Source organism: Fructilactobacillus vespulae, assembly GCF_047324295.1.
GTDB classification, from domain to species: domain Bacteria; phylum Bacillota; class Bacilli; order Lactobacillales; family Lactobacillaceae; genus Fructilactobacillus; species Fructilactobacillus vespulae.
In genome coordinates, this window is record NZ_CP137138.1 from 645783 (window position 1) to 661490 (window position 15708).

The following is a 15708-nucleotide window of genomic DNA, read 5'->3' on the forward strand; positions in this document are numbered from 1 at the left end:
TAGACTTGTTGTTTAAATCGATTTAATAAAAAGAGAGTGATTCATTAATATGAAGAAAAGCTTGAAACAAATTAAGTATTTAATAGCAGCCTTTGTGATTCCCGTGCTTGTGGTAATGATTGCCTTTGGCTTTCGTGGAATTGCACCACTAGGAAATCACAATCTCTTGGTGAGTGATTTGGCCACCCAGTACTTACCATTTTTTGAATTTTTAAGAACCCAACTGGTTAACCATACCTTTAGCACCTATTCATTTATGTTGTCATTAGGGGATAATGCCATTCCGGTCTATACCTATTACTTGATGAGTCCGCTAAACCTATTAGCCATTTTTATGAATGCTGAAAACGTGCCACTATTGATGGAAGCCATCATTGTGATTAAGATTGGTTTGATTGGCTTAGCCATGGCTTGGTTCTTGCAGGTGAAATACCATCGTCAAGATATAGTTCAAGTGATTGCAGCCGTTGCTTACGGTCTTTGTGGCTTTGTGGCGATGTATTTTTATGACTTTATGTGGTTAGAGGCTTTAATTGTGTTGCCATTACTAACTTTAGGTCTAGAACGATTATTTTATCAAGGTAAGTGGGGTGGCTATGTTGTCGCACTGACCGGTATGATCTTTTTGAATTACTACATGGGTTACATGATGTGCTTGTATTCAGTAATCTACTTTGTTTACCTTGTCTTTTTGAACCGGAAACCGGGCGTTAAGTTTTTCCAATACTTAAAGACTAGAAAAACGATGACAATTAAATACATGACCAGTTCAGTTCTAGCGGCCTTATTAGCATGTTTTATGTTAATTCCAACCATTGTGGGCATGCTATCAACTGGTAAAAGTACCATTAAGTTGGCATCATTTTTACCAATTCCGCGTTTTTTACCATCTGCATTTGCTAGTTTAGGAGTAGGAGTTACTAACTTTGTTGGCCGTTTAAATCATGAACCTTCGATGTTTATCGGTAGTTTCTTTGCCATCGGATTATTTAGTTTCTGGTTTTCTAAGCAGGTTAAGCGGCAAGAAAAACGAGCTTCGTTTTGGTTAGTGGGAGCTATCTTCTTGGGTATGTTAATTGCAACAACCGATACGATTTGGCACATGTTTCAGATACCAGCAGGTTTTCCGTTTAGAGAAGTGTATATGTTAAGTTTCGTGGCTATCATGTTTGGCTATGAAGCCTATTTAAAAAATGCGCTTCAAGATAATCAAGTGGTGCTTAAAGCAGGCTTAACGCTTGCAGCATTAATCAGCATTGGTTATGGATCAGTGGTGATCGAACGTTTAGCTGCTAAAAGATATCATTTTGAAACCCCACAATACATCGTTAGTTATTGGTATTTAATTTTGGCGCTTGTTTTTGTTATTTTAATTACTGTTAGTCTTTGGTTAGTAAATCACTTTGGGAAAAAGGTGTGGTGGTTAGTGTTAATCTTAGTTGCTGCTGAGATGGGAACTAATATGTTCTTGGCACTCGGGGGAACTCATGAATATGGTGACCAAACTAAATTTAACCAGGCATTTAAGCAGTCACAAAAATTAATTAAAGCAACGACTGAAAAGCGAACCAGCTTTGGACGTGAAAAAGTTAATAACCAGTTGTATAGCGATAGTTTTAACATTACCTATAATCAATATAATGATTCATTGCTCTATAATTTTACTGGAGTTAATAGTTATACCTCATCCTTGAATGCAAATACGCATGATGCATTAGCTAAACTAGGTTTGTATAGTCGCAATGAGCGTCGAATTAGTTCCAATGGTTCGATGCCAATCACGGAACAATTATTAGGAATTGATAAGTTTATTACCATTGATAAAAATGGTCAGTTAACCACCGAGACAAATGAGTTAAACACAGGATTAGGTTACGCAGTATCTAGTCAAATTAAGACGTTGAAATATGATTCAGAAGCAATCTTCCAAAATCTAAATCAATTGGTGCAAAAAGAAACTAATTCTAAAGAAAACTACGTTGTTGAAAATAAAATTAATCATGTGAACGTGCATCAAAATCAAGGATACTGTTATGAAGTTACCATGACACCTAAAATCTCAGGGATTCAATACATGGATCTTTCCACTACTAGTCCTAACCAAGAACTTCATGTTCAAGTTAATGGTAAAAAGTTAAAAACTCCGTACCATCAATTAGGAGCAGAAGTCATTGAATTAGGTAACTTTAAAAAGGGTGAGCAACTCACCGTTAGTTTTACTTCTAATAGTCGTATCTTAGAAATGGAACCACACTTTGCAGGTTTTGCGGATCAGAAATTTAACCAATATCTAAAAGAGAAGGTGCCTTATCGCCTACAAGTTGATAATCCAGAAAAGCTTAAACTTCAAGGAGCTGATTTTACTGGAAAAGTAACTACCACCAAGGAACGTGATTTAGTCTTGATTAGCATTCCATTTGATAAGGGCTGGTCGGTCGCAGAAAACGGGCAAAAGGTTAAAACGATGAAAGTTGCTAACGGCTTAACTGGAGTTAAATTAAAACCCGGAACCCATCAGTTAGAATTTCATTATGAAGTTCCCGGAATGAAGTTAGGTTTAATTTTATCTGGTCTTGGGGTTATCGGAATCATCGCACAAGTAGTATACTTTAGACGTAAACAACATTAAAAAAGGAGCATTGATATGGCAGTTACAGCTTATTTAGTTCGTCATGGACAAACTTATTTAAATTTATATAACAAGGTACAAGGTTGGATTGATTCACCTCTAACTGAAAAGGGAATTCAAGACGCTAAGAATGCTGGAGAACGACTAGCAAAGGTTGATTTTGACGCTGCTTTTACCAGTGATTCTGGTCGTGCCATTCAAACGGGTCAAGAAATTTTGAAGAAAAATCCGAACGGAATTAATGTAATTTCTTACCAATACCCAGAATTAAGGGAACAATTTCACGGTTACTTTGAGGGAGAAAACCTCGAACAAATGTGGCAATTCGTGGGAGAACAAGTTAAAATCACAGATGAAGCTGGTGTTTTGAACAACTTTGGTTTGGAACGAGCACGTGATTTGATTGCGAAGGCTGATTTATATGGGAATGCCGAGGATAATCAGGCTTTTTGGGAACGTTTAGATCGTGGTTTTGATCGAATTCGGGAAAATACCAAAGATGGTGAAGTGATTCTGATTGTTTCTCACGGGATGACAATTCGTTCTATTGTAGACCGTTATGCACCAGAGCTTGATTTAGGAGAAGCCGCTAAAAACGGTAGTATCACTAAACTTGAGATTGAACCAGACACAGTTAAGGTGGAATACTTTAATAAGTTAGATAGTAATGTATAATTAAATATACTAAAAATAAGAGCGATTCTGATATATCAGAGTTGCTCTTATTTAATTTGAAGCTGAATTTTGCTAATCTAAAGTAAGTAATTAGATGAGATTAAATGTTACAATATAATTTGTGCTTTTTAGAAAAAGGAGATTATTAATTAATGACAAATGCATTAGAGATTGAAGGCCTAAAAAAGGTTTACGAAACGGGAGTTGAGGCACTAAAAGGAATTAATCTATCTGTGGAAGCAGGTGATTTCTATGCACTTTTAGGACCTAACGGAGCCGGAAAATCAACCACGATTGGAATCATTACTTCACTAGTTAATAAGACGAGTGGAAAAGTCCGTGTTTTTGGTTACGATATCGATACTGATTTGGAACGAGCTAAACAACAAATTGGACTAGTTCCCCAAGAATTTAACTTTAATCCGTTTGAAACGGTACAACAAATTGTGGTGAACCAAGCTGGATACTATGGGGTTCCTTATAAAGAAGCATTGATTCGTAGTGAAAAATATCTAAAACAATCTGATTTGTGGGAAAAACGCAACGAACGGGCGCGGATGTTATCTGGTGGAATGAAACGACGGTTGATGATTGCCAGAGCCTTGATGCACCAACCTCGTCTGTTGATTCTAGATGAACCCACTGCCGGAGTTGATATCGAGTTACGTCGTGAAATGTGGGAATTCTTAAGTGAGTTGAATCGTCAAGGAACGACCATTATTTTGACGACTCATTACTTAGAAGAAGCAGAAAATCTTTGTCGTAACATTGGAATTATCCAATCGGGTAAATTGATTGAAAATGGCACGATGAAAGGCTTATTATCCAAGTTAAAATATGAAACTTTTATTTTTGACCTAGCGCCAACGGAAAATGAACCCGTAATTAACGGATACAAAACTAAATTAGTTGATAACACGAGATTAGAAGTGGAAATTAGTCGGGAACAAGGGGTGAATGATCTCTTTACGCAACTAACTGAGCAAGGGATTAAAGTCTTGTCATTAAGAAACAAGTCGAACCGATTAGAAGAACTATTTTTGAAAATTACCGAAGAAGAAGCTTAAAGGAGGAAACATGTTTAAACTTTATTTAACCGCGTTAAAAAGTTTGGCGATGAAGGAAACTAATCGCTACCTACGAATTTGGGTGCAAACCTTAGTTCCACCAGTAATTACAACATCACTATACTTCATTATCTTTGGAAAGATGATTGGAGGTAGAATTGGGAACATGGGTGGTTTTTCATACATGCAATTCATTGTTCCTGGGTTGATTATGATGTCTGCAATTACCAGCTCCTATTCCAACGTTTCTTCCTCTTTCTTTTCCCAAAAATTTCAAAAGAACATTGAAGAATTATTGGTAGCCCCAGTGCCAACCCATGTGATCATCTGGGGATTCATTATTGGAGGAGTGGGAAGAAGTTTGATTGTGGGTACCTTGGTTTCCGCAGTTTCACTTCTATTTGTTCCTCTTCAAGTTCATTCTTGGTTGATTGTGATTTTAACGTTAGTGATGACCGCTATTCTCTTTTCGCTAGCGGGATTGATCAACGGTGTGTACGCCAAATCGTTTGATGATATTTCAATTGTTCCAACTTTTGTCCTTCAACCGTTAACATACCTGGGGGGAGTGTTTTACTCCATTTCGATGTTGCCACCATTTTGGCAAGCAGTTTCGAAGATTAATCCGATTGTTTATATGATTTCAGGTTTTCGTTATGGTTTCTTGGGAATTGTAGATACCCCGATTATTAGTTCAATTGCCATTTTGGTATTGTTTATCGTAGTTTTATATACTCTCTGTTACTACTTGATTAGTAAGGGAAGAGGATTAAGAAGTTAAGAAAAACCGTTTAAGTTGTAATTAAACTTAAACGGTTTTTTAGTTTGTTTATTAATTAACTCTTTCTTAAGATGATTAAATAAATTATAATATAATAATGTAATCTATTTTTTGTAGTAGGGAGAATTCAATGAAAAAAAGTATCAATAAAATACTTAGTAGTAATATCTTTATTTATTTTTCTTTTTTAGTTTTAACTTTAGTTCAAATAAAGCCATTTGTAACACGGAATTTAATGTTAAAAAATTGGGGAAATAGTATAGATTTAAGCTTTCACTTTTCAAGATTTATTAGTATGAATCATATTTTAAATCATCCAATAAATTATACATTATTTTCTAATACTGGAAATGGTACTAATTTATTTTATCCATGGATTTTTATTTATCCTTCTAGTTTAATTGGAAATTTTATTAATAATTATGTTATTGGTTATGTTTCAATATTTATTTTAGTTACTTTAGTATCATTTATAATTTATTTCCATTGTGGAAATTACTTTTTTGATTCAAAAAAACTAGGTTATTTATTTAGTGTTTTTTATAGTTTTTCAATACATCGAATAGTTTATGGATATTTTAAAAATGATTTTGGGCAATATATTGCAATGTCATTTTTACCATTAGCGTTTATTTATTGGTATCGGATTGTTTTTAAAAAAGAGAATAAATGGGTTGAATTAGCAGTTTCAATGTCACTGATAGCGTTTTCTCATGTTTTAACGACGATGTTAGTTGTATTATTTTTATTGCTTTTAAGTATTATATTTTTAAATAAATCGTTAAATAAAAAAGTAATAAATAATTTTTTTAAAGGAATATTACTATCAATATTATTAACTTCGTTTATGTGGATGACGTTATTACAACAAGTGATTTTCGTAGGTAATTTAAGACCTTTTATTATTAATTTACAAAATTATGCTATGACATTAAATGAAATTTTTCAAACTAGTTTGAATAATGAAGCAATGTCAGAAGGAAGTATTGGTATTGTTGGTTTATTTACTATAATAATAGCAAGTTTTTTTATCAAAAATTCTGACAAATCATTTAAGTTTTTTTATTTTTTATCTTTAACATTAATAATAGTTAGTTCTAAGATATTTCCTTGGTTTATTTTTCAAAATACACCTATGAATATAATTCAGGTTCCAGCTAGAATAACCGAATTTACTAGTTTATTTTTATCAGTATTGCTTGTATTATCGTTAAAAAAAATATATTTCATAACTGAAAAAAAAGTTATTTTTATTACTTTTTTAGTTGTGATTATTAGTTTTACTTCAACTAATATAAGAGTTCAATCATTTTTACAAAATCAAAATAACATAGTTGCTAATAGTGATGATATTTGTAAAATTGTTGATAATTTTAATACAAATGACTATGTTCCAATTTTATCATCAAGCGGATTATATCCTACATGGGGAGGATTAGCTGAGGAATATCACATAAAACAAAGCATTACCGACAAAGAATCATTTATTAACCACAAAAAAGCAGATATAAAACCCAAATATACTGCTGATAAAGTTTCCATTGATTTGAAATCAAACACCAAAACCAGTACTTTAGACATCCCCGTTTATTATTATGAAGGAACGTATGCTAAGATTGATGGTAAACGAACTCAAGTTAAAGAGAGTGATAGAGGAACAGTAGAAGTTAAAGTTCCTAAAAATACTCATAAAGTAGAAATTACAAATGAGTATACGCCATTAGCTAAGGCAGCTGCAGTCGTATCAATAGTTACATGGTTATCTGTTTTAGGTGTATATCTAAAGAGAAAATTCAAAAAATAAATACTAATCAAAAAGCAACCAGCTATTTAACTAGCAGGTTGCTTTTTTACTATAATAAATGTTTAAGGCGTAACTTAGCCGGGTACTTAACCACTTTCAACTGGTTATCATTATACTGAGCTAAGTAAACGTTATCGATGGTGGTGTGTTCTTTTTTCAATAAGTCATCTAGTTCTTGTTCGGATAAGGTAATCCGATCTAAGGTCGACTCGTTTAGTTTTCCATCCGTAATCAACGGATAAGTAATTGTCTCATCACTATATGAGGTGATGGTTAACTGACCGTTTTGTTCTAAGACAGCACTCTTAACTTCATTAACGTTATTAGTACCGTTAACTCGGAGTTTGAAGGCCAACTCAGAAGCAGTGATTCCATTTTTTAAACAACGTTTGACATCCACATTTCCGTTGGTAATTAAAGGTTGCGGTGACCCATTGATTAAGTTACTAAACTTGGTACTCTGGGTGGTTAAGAACTTAATTGTAAAGACGATGATGGACCATATTAACAAGATGATGATGTATTGCAAAATAGTGACTTGGGGACTGTAGATGGTTCCTCCAATGATTCCCCCAAGAATATAGTTTTGCAACTGGTCGACGGCGTTGGTCGGAGCCAGATTACCTTTTCCGGACAGGTTAATCTGGATTACCAAGGTAATTAAACCGACGATTAGTTTTAAGGCAATCGTTTCGTAATTTCCTACACTAGAACTACCACTGAATGGATTAAGACTAAGCTCATTTTTATCGACGTGATTAACATCACCAATCATGTTGGTAGGATTGAGTGAGTAACTGGATTGGTTATTATTTAAATTAACCGTGTAAGTCTTTTTTCCGGCCTGGATGACCATTCCGTTGGCAAGCGAAGTACTACTGGAGTAAACTTGTTTAATATCAACGTGTTCCGTTTTCGCGACGTTTTTCATGATGGCAGCCACTTGTGACGAAGAACTAGTCGAGTTCTTTTGCTGCATGGCAGTGTCAAATTGCAAGGTCACAAAGAGGGCGCCAATTAGAGAAATCACGATGAGAAAACTCCGTAAGCGGGGATTATCACGTTGTTTGTAATAAAGTGCCGCAATAAGGGATATAATGATGACAGACACAAAGACTAATGTCCAATAAAGATTGTTGGTAATACCAAAACTATGAGTTATGTATTCATAAGAATATAAGTTCATTGTAAAATTCCTTTCTGGATTAATATCTTTAGATTAGCAGGAAAGTAGTTGTTAATGCAATTGTTTTTGGATATCGATAAATAGGAGTGATGATCATTGACGAAAATATTGATTAGAGAAGTAGAATTAGACGAAGTTCCATTTTTACAACAATTTGCCAGTAAATTGTTTAAAGAAACTTACATACCGTTTTCAGCGGAAGCAGACATTGATACGTACATAACTGATAATTACACTGAGCAAAAGTTAAAGCAGGGGATTAGTAATCCGGAGAGTAGTTTTTACTTCATCGAGGTGGATGAAACGATTGCCGGATTTTGTAAGTTGGACATTGGAGATTTACAGACTGACCACCGCTTTGAAAACGCCTTAGAGGTCGAAAAGCTCTATATTGATCAACGGTTTAAGGGTCAGGGCTTAGGCCGAAAATTAATTTACTTTGCCGAAGAGCATGCCTTAGAACTTAATAAGAGTCTGGTTTGGTTAGGTGTTTGGGAAGGTAACAAGGATGCGGCTGGTTTTTATGAGCATCTCGGCTTTGAACCCCAAGGCACCCATGAGTTTCAACTGGGTTCTGAGCTTCAGACCGACTTTTTACTAGCCAAACGGATTAAGGCTAAGCGCTAAAATGGCTGATTAAAAATTTAGTTTCAAAATAAGCAAAAAAGCAGTAATGAATTTTTACGTTCATTGCTGCTTTTTGTGTTGTTATTTACCTAAAACCTGGAGTCGCGGGCGAAAGGATTTATCAGTTGCCGCAAATAAATTGTGCGTAGCGTCCCAGATTCGTTGCGTATTTTCGGTATTGTTCATGGTGTAGAGGTGAATTCCATCAACGCCATGAGCCACCAGGTCAACAATTTGATCAATTGCGTAGGCAACACCGGCATCGCGCATGGCAGCGGGATTATCGGCATAGCGGTCTAAGATGGCTTTAAACTTAGCGGGAAGTTCAATGCCGGATAGTTCGATAATTCGTTTAATCTGTTTCTGATTGGTACAAGGCATGATGCCGACTTCCACGGGCACATCGATACCTGCGAGTTCTAAGCGTTGCTTAAAGTCGTAAAAGGCTTGGTTATCAAAGACCATCTGGGTGATGAGATGGGTAGCGCCGGCATTCACTTTTTCCTTGAGATGGAGGGTATCATCAATGAAGTTGTTAGAATCCGGATGCTTTTGCGGATAACAGGCCCCCGCAACGTCAAAGTCACCTTGCTGCTTGATGAATTCGGTTAAATCCGAAGCGTGGTGAAAGTCACCCACGGGCGCTTGTTGGGGATTTAAATCACCACGCAGTGCGAGCACGTTTTGGATTCCTTGCTTCTTTAAAGCGTTTAGGTAGTTAGTCACGTCGGCTTTAGAACGGTACAGCCCGGGAATGTGGGCCATTGCCGGAATGTTCAGTTGATTTTCAATGGTTCCGGCTAACTCTAAGGCATGTTCGTTATTAGCACCGTTTGCGCCCAAGGTGATGGAGATAAAATCGGGTCTGATTCTTTCAATTCCAGTTAACGAATTGATTAATTGGTTGGTTTTAGCGGTCGTTTTCGGTGGAAAGACTTCCAAAGAAAAGACCGTTTTGTGGTTAAATAAACTGGTTAAACTCATAAACTATCCTAACTCTGAACGTTTTTGGTTAACCGCGGCGATTAGGTTTTCCAGGCTGGCGAAGGTTTCTGCTTCACCACGGGTTTTTAAACCACAATCGGGATTAATCCAAACTTTGTTTTCAGGTAATTTCGCTAAAATGTTGTTAATGATTTGGTAAATTTCAGCTTGGCTGGGAATTCGAGGGGAGTGAATGTCGTAAACTCCGGGACCCACTTCGGTTTCAAAGTGGTTCGCCTTTAACTCATCGATAATCGATAAGTCTGATCGGGAAGCTTCAAAGGAAATCACGTCGGCATCCATGTTATCAATGGCGGGAATGATATCTTTGAACTCGCTATAACACATGTGGGTGTGGATCTGGGTGCTAGGCGCAACCGGACTGTGAACCAACTTGAAGGCTGGAATGGCCCAGTCAAGGTATTCGCGGTACCAGTCACTGCGACGAAGGGGAAGTTTTTCCCGAAGAGCGGCTTCATCGATTTGAATGATCTTGATTCCGTGTTTTTCAAGATCGAGCACCTCATCTTGAATGGCAAGGGCAATTTGGGTCACTGATTCTTCAGCCGGGATGTCTTCTCGGGGGAAGGACCAGTTAAAGATGGTTACGGGTCCGGTTAACATTCCCTTGACCGGTTTGTCGGTGAGACTTTGCGCATAGGTTGAAGCAGCCACGGTGATGGCGTGCTTACGACTAACATCACCCCAAATAATGGGTGGCTTAACTCCCCGAGTTCCATATGATTGGACCCAGGCCTTTTTCGTAAAGGCAAAGCCGGAGAGGTTTTCTCCAAAGTATCCCACCATGTCGTTACGTTCGTATTCCCCGTGAACTAGTACGTCAAAGCCGGCTTGTTCTTGCCATTCGATAATTCGTTTAATCTTGGCTTGGTTGAACTTATCGTAGGTTGCTTGACCGATTTCGTGGTGTTTGAATTCGGACCGATTTTTGCGGACATCTTTGGTTTGGGGAAAGGAACCAATCGTGGTGGTAGGCAGATCGGGTAACTTGAATTCGGCCTTTTGGATTTGTTCCCGTTCAGCCCGTTCCGGAGTTCTTTGGTAATCATCTGCTTTCAGGTTGGAAATTCGTTTTCGAACCTTAGTGTCAATCGGATGATTAATATTTTCAAAGAGCGCCGCGTTAGTTTGTAACTTGTTTTGGTCGCAGTTGAAAAAGATTTCGTTGAGGTCATGAAGTTCGGCCAATTTTTGGTAGGCAAAGGCCAAGTGTTGTTTTAAGCGACCGTCAATTTCGTCTTCCACGTCCACATCGTAAGGTACGTGGAGTAGTGAACAAGAAGTTGAGATTACCAATTTATCAGAAGAAACGGGGAGTTGGCGGAGTAAATCAATGGTCTTTTGGTATTGATTACGCCAGATGTTTTTTCCGTTGACCACGCCGGCAAAGAGAGTTTTGTCGGTAGGAAAACCAACTTGTTTGATGAGATCGAGTGTTTTCGTACCTTCTAAGAAATCTAGGCCAATTCCATCAAAGGGCAGGTCGATTAGTTCTTGGTAAATGTCGCGCACATCGCCAAAGTATGTTTGGAGATTGACTTTAAAGTTGTGCGTATTAGCTAATAAACTTTGGTATAGCTTGTTGAACACCGCTTTTTCTGATTCAGTGAGATCAAAGACTAGTGCCGATTCATCGATTTGGAACCAGTCAATGTTGAGTTCGTTTAAGCGGTCAAAGATAGCGGCATAGGACTCGGTAATGGCGGTGATAAAGTCCGTTGCTTGCGCATCATCTAGGTAGCGGGCCAGTTTAAGAATGGTGTACGGACCAATGATGGATGCTTTGATTTTTTGGTGGTGTCGTTGTGCTTTTTCAATGTCTGTAAATAGTTGGTCACCGACTAACTGAATGTTTGTTTCAGGAGTGATTTCTGGAACCAGGTAGTGATAGTTGGTGTTGAACCATTTTTTCATGGGTAAAGCTTTGACGGAACTGGTTTCATTTTGAAAGCCCCGTGCTTGAGCGAAGTATTCGTCTAGCGGATTTAGGTTTAAATCAGCGTAACGTTTGGGGGTTAAATTGATTAACGTGGCAGTGTCTAGTAAGTTATCAAAGAAGGAGAAATCGCCGACGCTCACGAAGTCTAAGCCGGAATCTGCTTGTTTCTGCCAATTTTTTTCTTTTAGCTCATCCGCAATTTTGATTAACTCACTCTGGGTAATTTCATTTTTCCAATACTTTTCGGTGGCGCGTTTTAGTTCACGATCAGCACCAATTCTAGGGAATCCAATAATACTAGTTGTCATAATAAAAACCTCCTCAGGTTAAAAATAAAGTTGTGTTTTAAAATTGAGTAAAAAAAATCCCGCAGTCATTTTGACTACGGGACGTGGATACGTGTTACCACCCGGATTTAAGCCAACATCACTGTTAGCTACTTACTGAGTACTCAGAACTTGCAATACTCGCACGCGGTAACGGGCGTACCCGAATTCGGTTTGTCACAAAGACTCACCGAATTAAAATCGATTCAGAGACCATTTTCGGTTTCTTGACAACCCTGACTCTCACCAATATGTCAGTTCTCTTTAGATTGTCGCTAAAACGTACTTATCTCTGCTTTAGTTGCTTATTTAATTAGGCGGCTTTTTTAAATTGACTGAGCCACTGCCGGTAAAATTTGGTGGCTGTTTGATTCCAAGTGTTGTGCGGATGTTGCTTTTGATCAAAGTAATTCAATGGTTTGTGGGGATGTAGTCCCTTTGAAACATCGCGATAAAATTCGTCGGCTAACGTGTTGGTTCCGTATTCGAGATGTCCGGTAACGTAATAAGAAGCGGTTTTATCACTATGGATGAGGGTGGCACCGATTTCTGGATCCCCTGCGATGACTTCACCGGTCACTTGATTGACTGGAATGGTGAAGTAACGAGAATGGGGCATCGTAAAACCGTCCGTGGTGTAGATTCCGTAGATTTTTTGTTTGTGAGGATGACCAGTTAATACTTGATCAACGGTGCCCGCGGCCCAGGCCGCCCAGCAACTAAAAAGACAGGTTTTCACGTGGGTTTTGCGCCACTGTAATAGTTCTTTAAATTCAGTAAAGTAATCCACTTCTTGAAACGGTTTTTGATCAACGGGGGCACCCGTGACAATTAAGGCATCAAAGTGTTGGTTATTAATATCCGCTAAGGTCAGATAACGCTTGGCGACGTCTTTGGCAAAATGCTTACATCGATGAGTTTTCATCCGACAAAAAGTGAGGTTGAAATCATGCGGGGTCCGTTTTAACAGACTGATGATCTGGTGTTCCGTTTCTGCGCGATTAGGCATGAGATTAAAGACCACTAGATTAATGGCATTCTTGGTAGTTGTTCGTCGATTTTTGGCATAGCCGGATAAGATATTCATACAGCCCATTGGTTAGACCTCCTAAATTTAATAAATAAAAAAAGCTTTCATTCCATGTATAACTAAATACATGGGACGAAAGCTTTCGCGGTACCACCCAACTTCGTTTTATTATCACTAATAAAACCTCAACAGCACAAACATGCCTGGGAAAGTATCGGTTCCTACCGGATGGCTAGCTTGCACTAGTCATCTGTTATGCGGAGCTCATCTACAACTTATTGTTGAATGCACCTTCTCACTGTTCGATGCTCACTTTAAGTCAACGACCTTAAGTTGCTCTTCTCCGTTAATTCGAATATTTAAATTGTTATGAATTTTAGAACTATTTGTTTTGTTTGTCAAACCTTTTTGTTGAAAATAATTATTAAAAGTTTTTCTTTCTATATAAGCGCTCCTAAAATGAAATTTTCCGCATTTTAAAAGTTTGACAAGCTAATTAAAAATCGCTAGACTGCAAACAATCCAAAAAAGTTTTAGAAATAAGTAGCTTGCAAAAACTTCTAAAGAGACCTAATGGGTGGTGAAAATTAGGGGAGTTCGGCATGCGAAAATGGTTTCTAAGTAAAATAACCAGATGAGCAGGAGTTAGTCTGGTTCGGGTGCGCCCGTTATTGCGTCAGGGTATCTTAGCTTTTAGCTAACGTACCTGTTAAGGGTGCAACAGTGATGTTGGACCAAACCCAGGGTGGTACCACGTTCTTCGTCCCGTAGTCAATTTGACTGCGGGATTTTTTATTACCAAAAATTATAAAGAGCATAATTATGACAGGATTTAATACGAAATTAGTTTACGGAAAAGGTTTGAACCAATTACACGACAACGAGACCGGGGCGGTCAACGTACCGCTTTATCAATCGACCACCTATGCCTTTAAAGACATTGATGGGTTCAATAAATATGATTATTCGCGTTCCCTAAATCCCACCAGAGAATATCTAGAGGATCAGATTGCGGCGTTAGAAGATGCTAAGCACGGCTTTGCCTTTGCCTCTGGGAGTGCGGCCATTCATGCCGTCTTTACCATCTGTCAGCCGGGTGATCACATTATTGTGAGCCGCAACATTTATGGGGGCACGTTTCGTTTAATCAATGACTATTTGAAAAAGCTACAGGTCGAATTCACTCAGGTGGATACCCAAAACCTGCAAGAAGTGGAAGCCGCGGTCCAGGAAAATACCAAGGCTATCTACTTTGAGCCCATCGATAATCCATTTATGAAGGTTACGAGTGTCAAAGCGATTGCAGCAATTGCCAAGCGCCACGACTTCTTAACCATCGTGGATAACACCTTCTTGACTCCCTACTTACAAAAAGCCTTGACCTTAGGAGCCGATGTGGTGATCCATTCGGCTACCAAATACCTCGGGGGCCATTCGGATGTGATTGCCGGACTCGTGGTGACCAATAACGAAGCAGTGGCCGAGCAACTCTACTTTTGTCAAAATGCAGTGGGTGGCATCTTAGCACCGGAAGACTGTATGTTAGTGATTCGAGGGATCAAAACGTTGTCCGTGCGCTTGGACCGCCACATTCAAAACGCACAAACGGTCTTACAGTATTTAGAAACTAAGTCAGATTTAATTAAAAAAATTTACTATCCTGGTCGTGCCGGTGATGAAAGTGACGCGGTGGCTGCTGATGAAATTAAGGGCTACGGTGGAGTGATTACCTTTGAACTGAACGAACGGGTGGATCCCAAACGATTGGTGAACGGGACGAAATTAATTTGGTTAGCCGTTAGCCTGGGATCCGTGGAAAGTTTGATTGAACTACCTTATTTCATGACCCATGCCGAATTACCAGTGGCCGAAAGAAACAAGGTCGGCATCACCCCCAACTTAGTCCGTCTTTCCGTGGGCCTAGAAGATCCGGAAGACTTGATTGCTGATCTAGAACAAGCGTTTGCACAAGCAAGCAAATAGTCTGGCGGCTTAATTAGCGGTATACTAACCTTATGAAAATGACAGGAGGTTAGTTACATGGATATTTATGATGCAATTGTTGCTGATCCAGAAAATCAAGAATTTACCCAAAAAGGCTGGAAACCCATCTATACGGCACCTGCTAGTGCCAAAATTCTAATCATTGGGCAAGCTCCCAGCATGCGGGTGCAAAAGGCGGAAGTGATGTGGAAGGATGCCTCGGGTGACCGGTTAAGAGAATGGCTGGGTGTGGATGAAAAAGAGTTCTATGATTCCGGCGATTTTGGGGTGATTCCCATGGACTTTTACTATCCCGGCAAGGCCAAATCTGGTGATAAAGCGCCTCGGAAGGGAATTGCAAAAAAGTGGCACCCAGAACTATTACAGCGGATGCCTAATCTCCAGTTAATTATCCTAATTGGAGCCTATTCGCAACGTTTCTATTTAAAATTACCCACGAAAACTAAGATTACGGACGTGGTGGCTGATTACCAAAAGTATTTACCCAAGTACTTTCCCATCGTTCATCCGTCTCCTCGTAACAATATCTGGATGGCGAAGAATCCGTGGTTTGCTACGGAAGTCATCCCAGCACTACAAAAACGGGTCGCAGAAATTATTAAAAAATAACCAAAAAAGATGCTCTCTATTTTTTT

General features: G+C 38.4%; 12 protein-coding genes and 1 other annotated feature. Of the genes, 8 read left to right on the forward strand and 4 right to left on the reverse strand.

Annotated features, from left to right (window positions below; all coding sequences use genetic code 11):
* Positions 1-49: 49 nt before the first annotated feature.
* The 5 genes from R4B61_RS02955 (at position 50) to R4B61_RS02975 (ending at position 6956) form a co-directional block, all read left to right on the forward strand.
* On the forward strand, positions 50-2629 hold the full coding sequence (locus R4B61_RS02955; protein ID WP_413628152.1) for a YfhO family protein: 2580 nt from the start codon (positions 50-52) through the stop codon (positions 2627-2629).
* A 15-nt stretch (positions 2630-2644) separates the two neighbouring features.
* Complete coding sequence (locus tag R4B61_RS02960) at positions 2645-3304, forward strand: histidine phosphatase family protein (RefSeq protein ID WP_413628153.1); 660 nt, start codon at positions 2645-2647, stop codon at positions 3302-3304.
* A 152-nt stretch (positions 3305-3456) separates the two neighbouring features.
* Complete coding sequence (locus R4B61_RS02965; protein WP_413628154.1) at positions 3457-4371, forward strand: ABC transporter ATP-binding protein; 915 nt, start codon at positions 3457-3459, stop codon at positions 4369-4371.
* 10 nt (positions 4372-4381) lie between these two features.
* Positions 4382-5152 carry an ABC transporter permease gene (locus tag R4B61_RS02970; protein ID WP_413628155.1) on the forward strand — a complete coding sequence of 257 codons (771 nt, stop codon included), beginning with the start codon at positions 4382-4384 and terminating at the stop codon, positions 5150-5152.
* Between the two features lie 130 nt (positions 5153-5282).
* Positions 5283-6956, forward strand: a complete 1674-nt coding sequence (locus R4B61_RS02975; RefSeq protein WP_413628156.1) for a hypothetical protein — start codon at positions 5283-5285, stop codon at positions 6954-6956.
* Positions 6957-7005: 49 nt separating this feature from the next.
* On the opposite strand, the gene R4B61_RS02980 is transcribed toward R4B61_RS02975, so the two are convergent.
* Positions 7006-8142: a DUF3290 family protein gene (locus R4B61_RS02980; RefSeq protein WP_413628157.1), complete on the reverse strand. Its 1137-nt coding sequence runs from the start codon at positions 8140-8142 to the stop codon at positions 7006-7008.
* A 96-nt stretch (positions 8143-8238) separates the two neighbouring features.
* Here R4B61_RS02980 and R4B61_RS02985 point away from each other — a divergent pair, with 96 nt between their 5' ends.
* Positions 8239-8769, forward strand: coding sequence for a GNAT family N-acetyltransferase (locus tag R4B61_RS02985; RefSeq protein ID WP_413628158.1), 531 nt, complete (start codon positions 8239-8241; stop codon positions 8767-8769).
* A gap of 81 nt (positions 8770-8850) precedes the next feature.
* Here the strand turns inward: R4B61_RS02985 and metF are convergent, their stop codons facing one another.
* The 3 genes from metF to R4B61_RS03000 all read right to left on the reverse strand — a co-directional run bounded on the left by metF (position 8851) and on the right by R4B61_RS03000 (position 13135).
* Entirely contained in the window at positions 8851-9753 is a 903-nt protein-coding gene (metF, locus tag R4B61_RS02990) for a methylenetetrahydrofolate reductase [NAD(P)H] (protein ID WP_413628159.1), read from the reverse strand.
* 3 nt (positions 9754-9756) lie between these two features.
* On the reverse strand, positions 9757-12021 hold the full coding sequence (gene metE / locus R4B61_RS02995) for a 5-methyltetrahydropteroyltriglutamate--homocysteine S-methyltransferase (protein WP_413628160.1): 2265 nt from the start codon (positions 12019-12021) through the stop codon (positions 9757-9759).
* Positions 12022-12095: 74 nt separating this feature from the next.
* Positions 12096-12346: a binding site (T-box leader), on the reverse strand.
* Positions 12347-12352: 6 nt separating this feature from the next.
* Complete coding sequence (locus tag R4B61_RS03000) at positions 12353-13135, reverse strand: homoserine O-acetyltransferase/O-succinyltransferase family protein (RefSeq protein WP_413628161.1); 783 nt, start codon at positions 13133-13135, stop codon at positions 12353-12355.
* 756 nt (positions 13136-13891) lie between these two features.
* Here R4B61_RS03000 and R4B61_RS03005 point away from each other — a divergent pair.
* Positions 13892-15052, forward strand: coding sequence for a trans-sulfuration enzyme family protein (locus R4B61_RS03005; protein WP_413628162.1), 1161 nt, complete (start codon positions 13892-13894; stop codon positions 15050-15052).
* A gap of 57 nt (positions 15053-15109) precedes the next feature.
* On the forward strand, positions 15110-15682 hold the full coding sequence (locus R4B61_RS03010) for a uracil-DNA glycosylase family protein (RefSeq protein ID WP_413628163.1): 573 nt from the start codon (positions 15110-15112) through the stop codon (positions 15680-15682).
* The last annotated feature ends 26 nt before the right edge of the window (positions 15683-15708 follow it).

Coding starts and splice junctions, on each gene's coding strand:
- R4B61_RS02955 (WP_413628152.1), top strand. CDS start 50: ATGAAGAAAAGCTTGAAACAAATTAAGTATTTAATAGCAGCCTTTGTG.
- R4B61_RS02960 (WP_413628153.1), top strand. CDS start 2,645: ATGGCAGTTACAGCTTATTTAGTTCGTCATGGACAAACTTATTTAAAT.
- R4B61_RS02965 (WP_413628154.1), top strand. CDS start 3,457: ATGACAAATGCATTAGAGATTGAAGGCCTAAAAAAGGTTTACGAAACG.
- R4B61_RS02970 (WP_413628155.1), top strand. CDS start 4,382: ATGTTTAAACTTTATTTAACCGCGTTAAAAAGTTTGGCGATGAAGGAA.
- R4B61_RS02975 (WP_413628156.1), top strand. CDS start 5,283: ATGAAAAAAAGTATCAATAAAATACTTAGTAGTAATATCTTTATTTAT.
- R4B61_RS02980 (WP_413628157.1), bottom strand. CDS start 8,142: ATGAACTTATATTCTTATGAATACATAACTCATAGTTTTGGTATTACC.
- metF (WP_413628159.1), bottom strand. CDS start 9,753: ATGAGTTTAACCAGTTTATTTAACCACAAAACGGTCTTTTCTTTGGAA.
- metE (WP_413628160.1), bottom strand. CDS start 12,021: ATGACAACTAGTATTATTGGATTCCCTAGAATTGGTGCTGATCGTGAA.
- R4B61_RS03000 (WP_413628161.1), bottom strand. CDS start 13,135: ATGGGCTGTATGAATATCTTATCCGGCTATGCCAAAAATCGACGAACA.
- R4B61_RS03005 (WP_413628162.1), top strand. CDS start 13,892: ATGACAGGATTTAATACGAAATTAGTTTACGGAAAAGGTTTGAACCAA.
- R4B61_RS03010 (WP_413628163.1), top strand. CDS start 15,110: ATGGATATTTATGATGCAATTGTTGCTGATCCAGAAAATCAAGAATTT.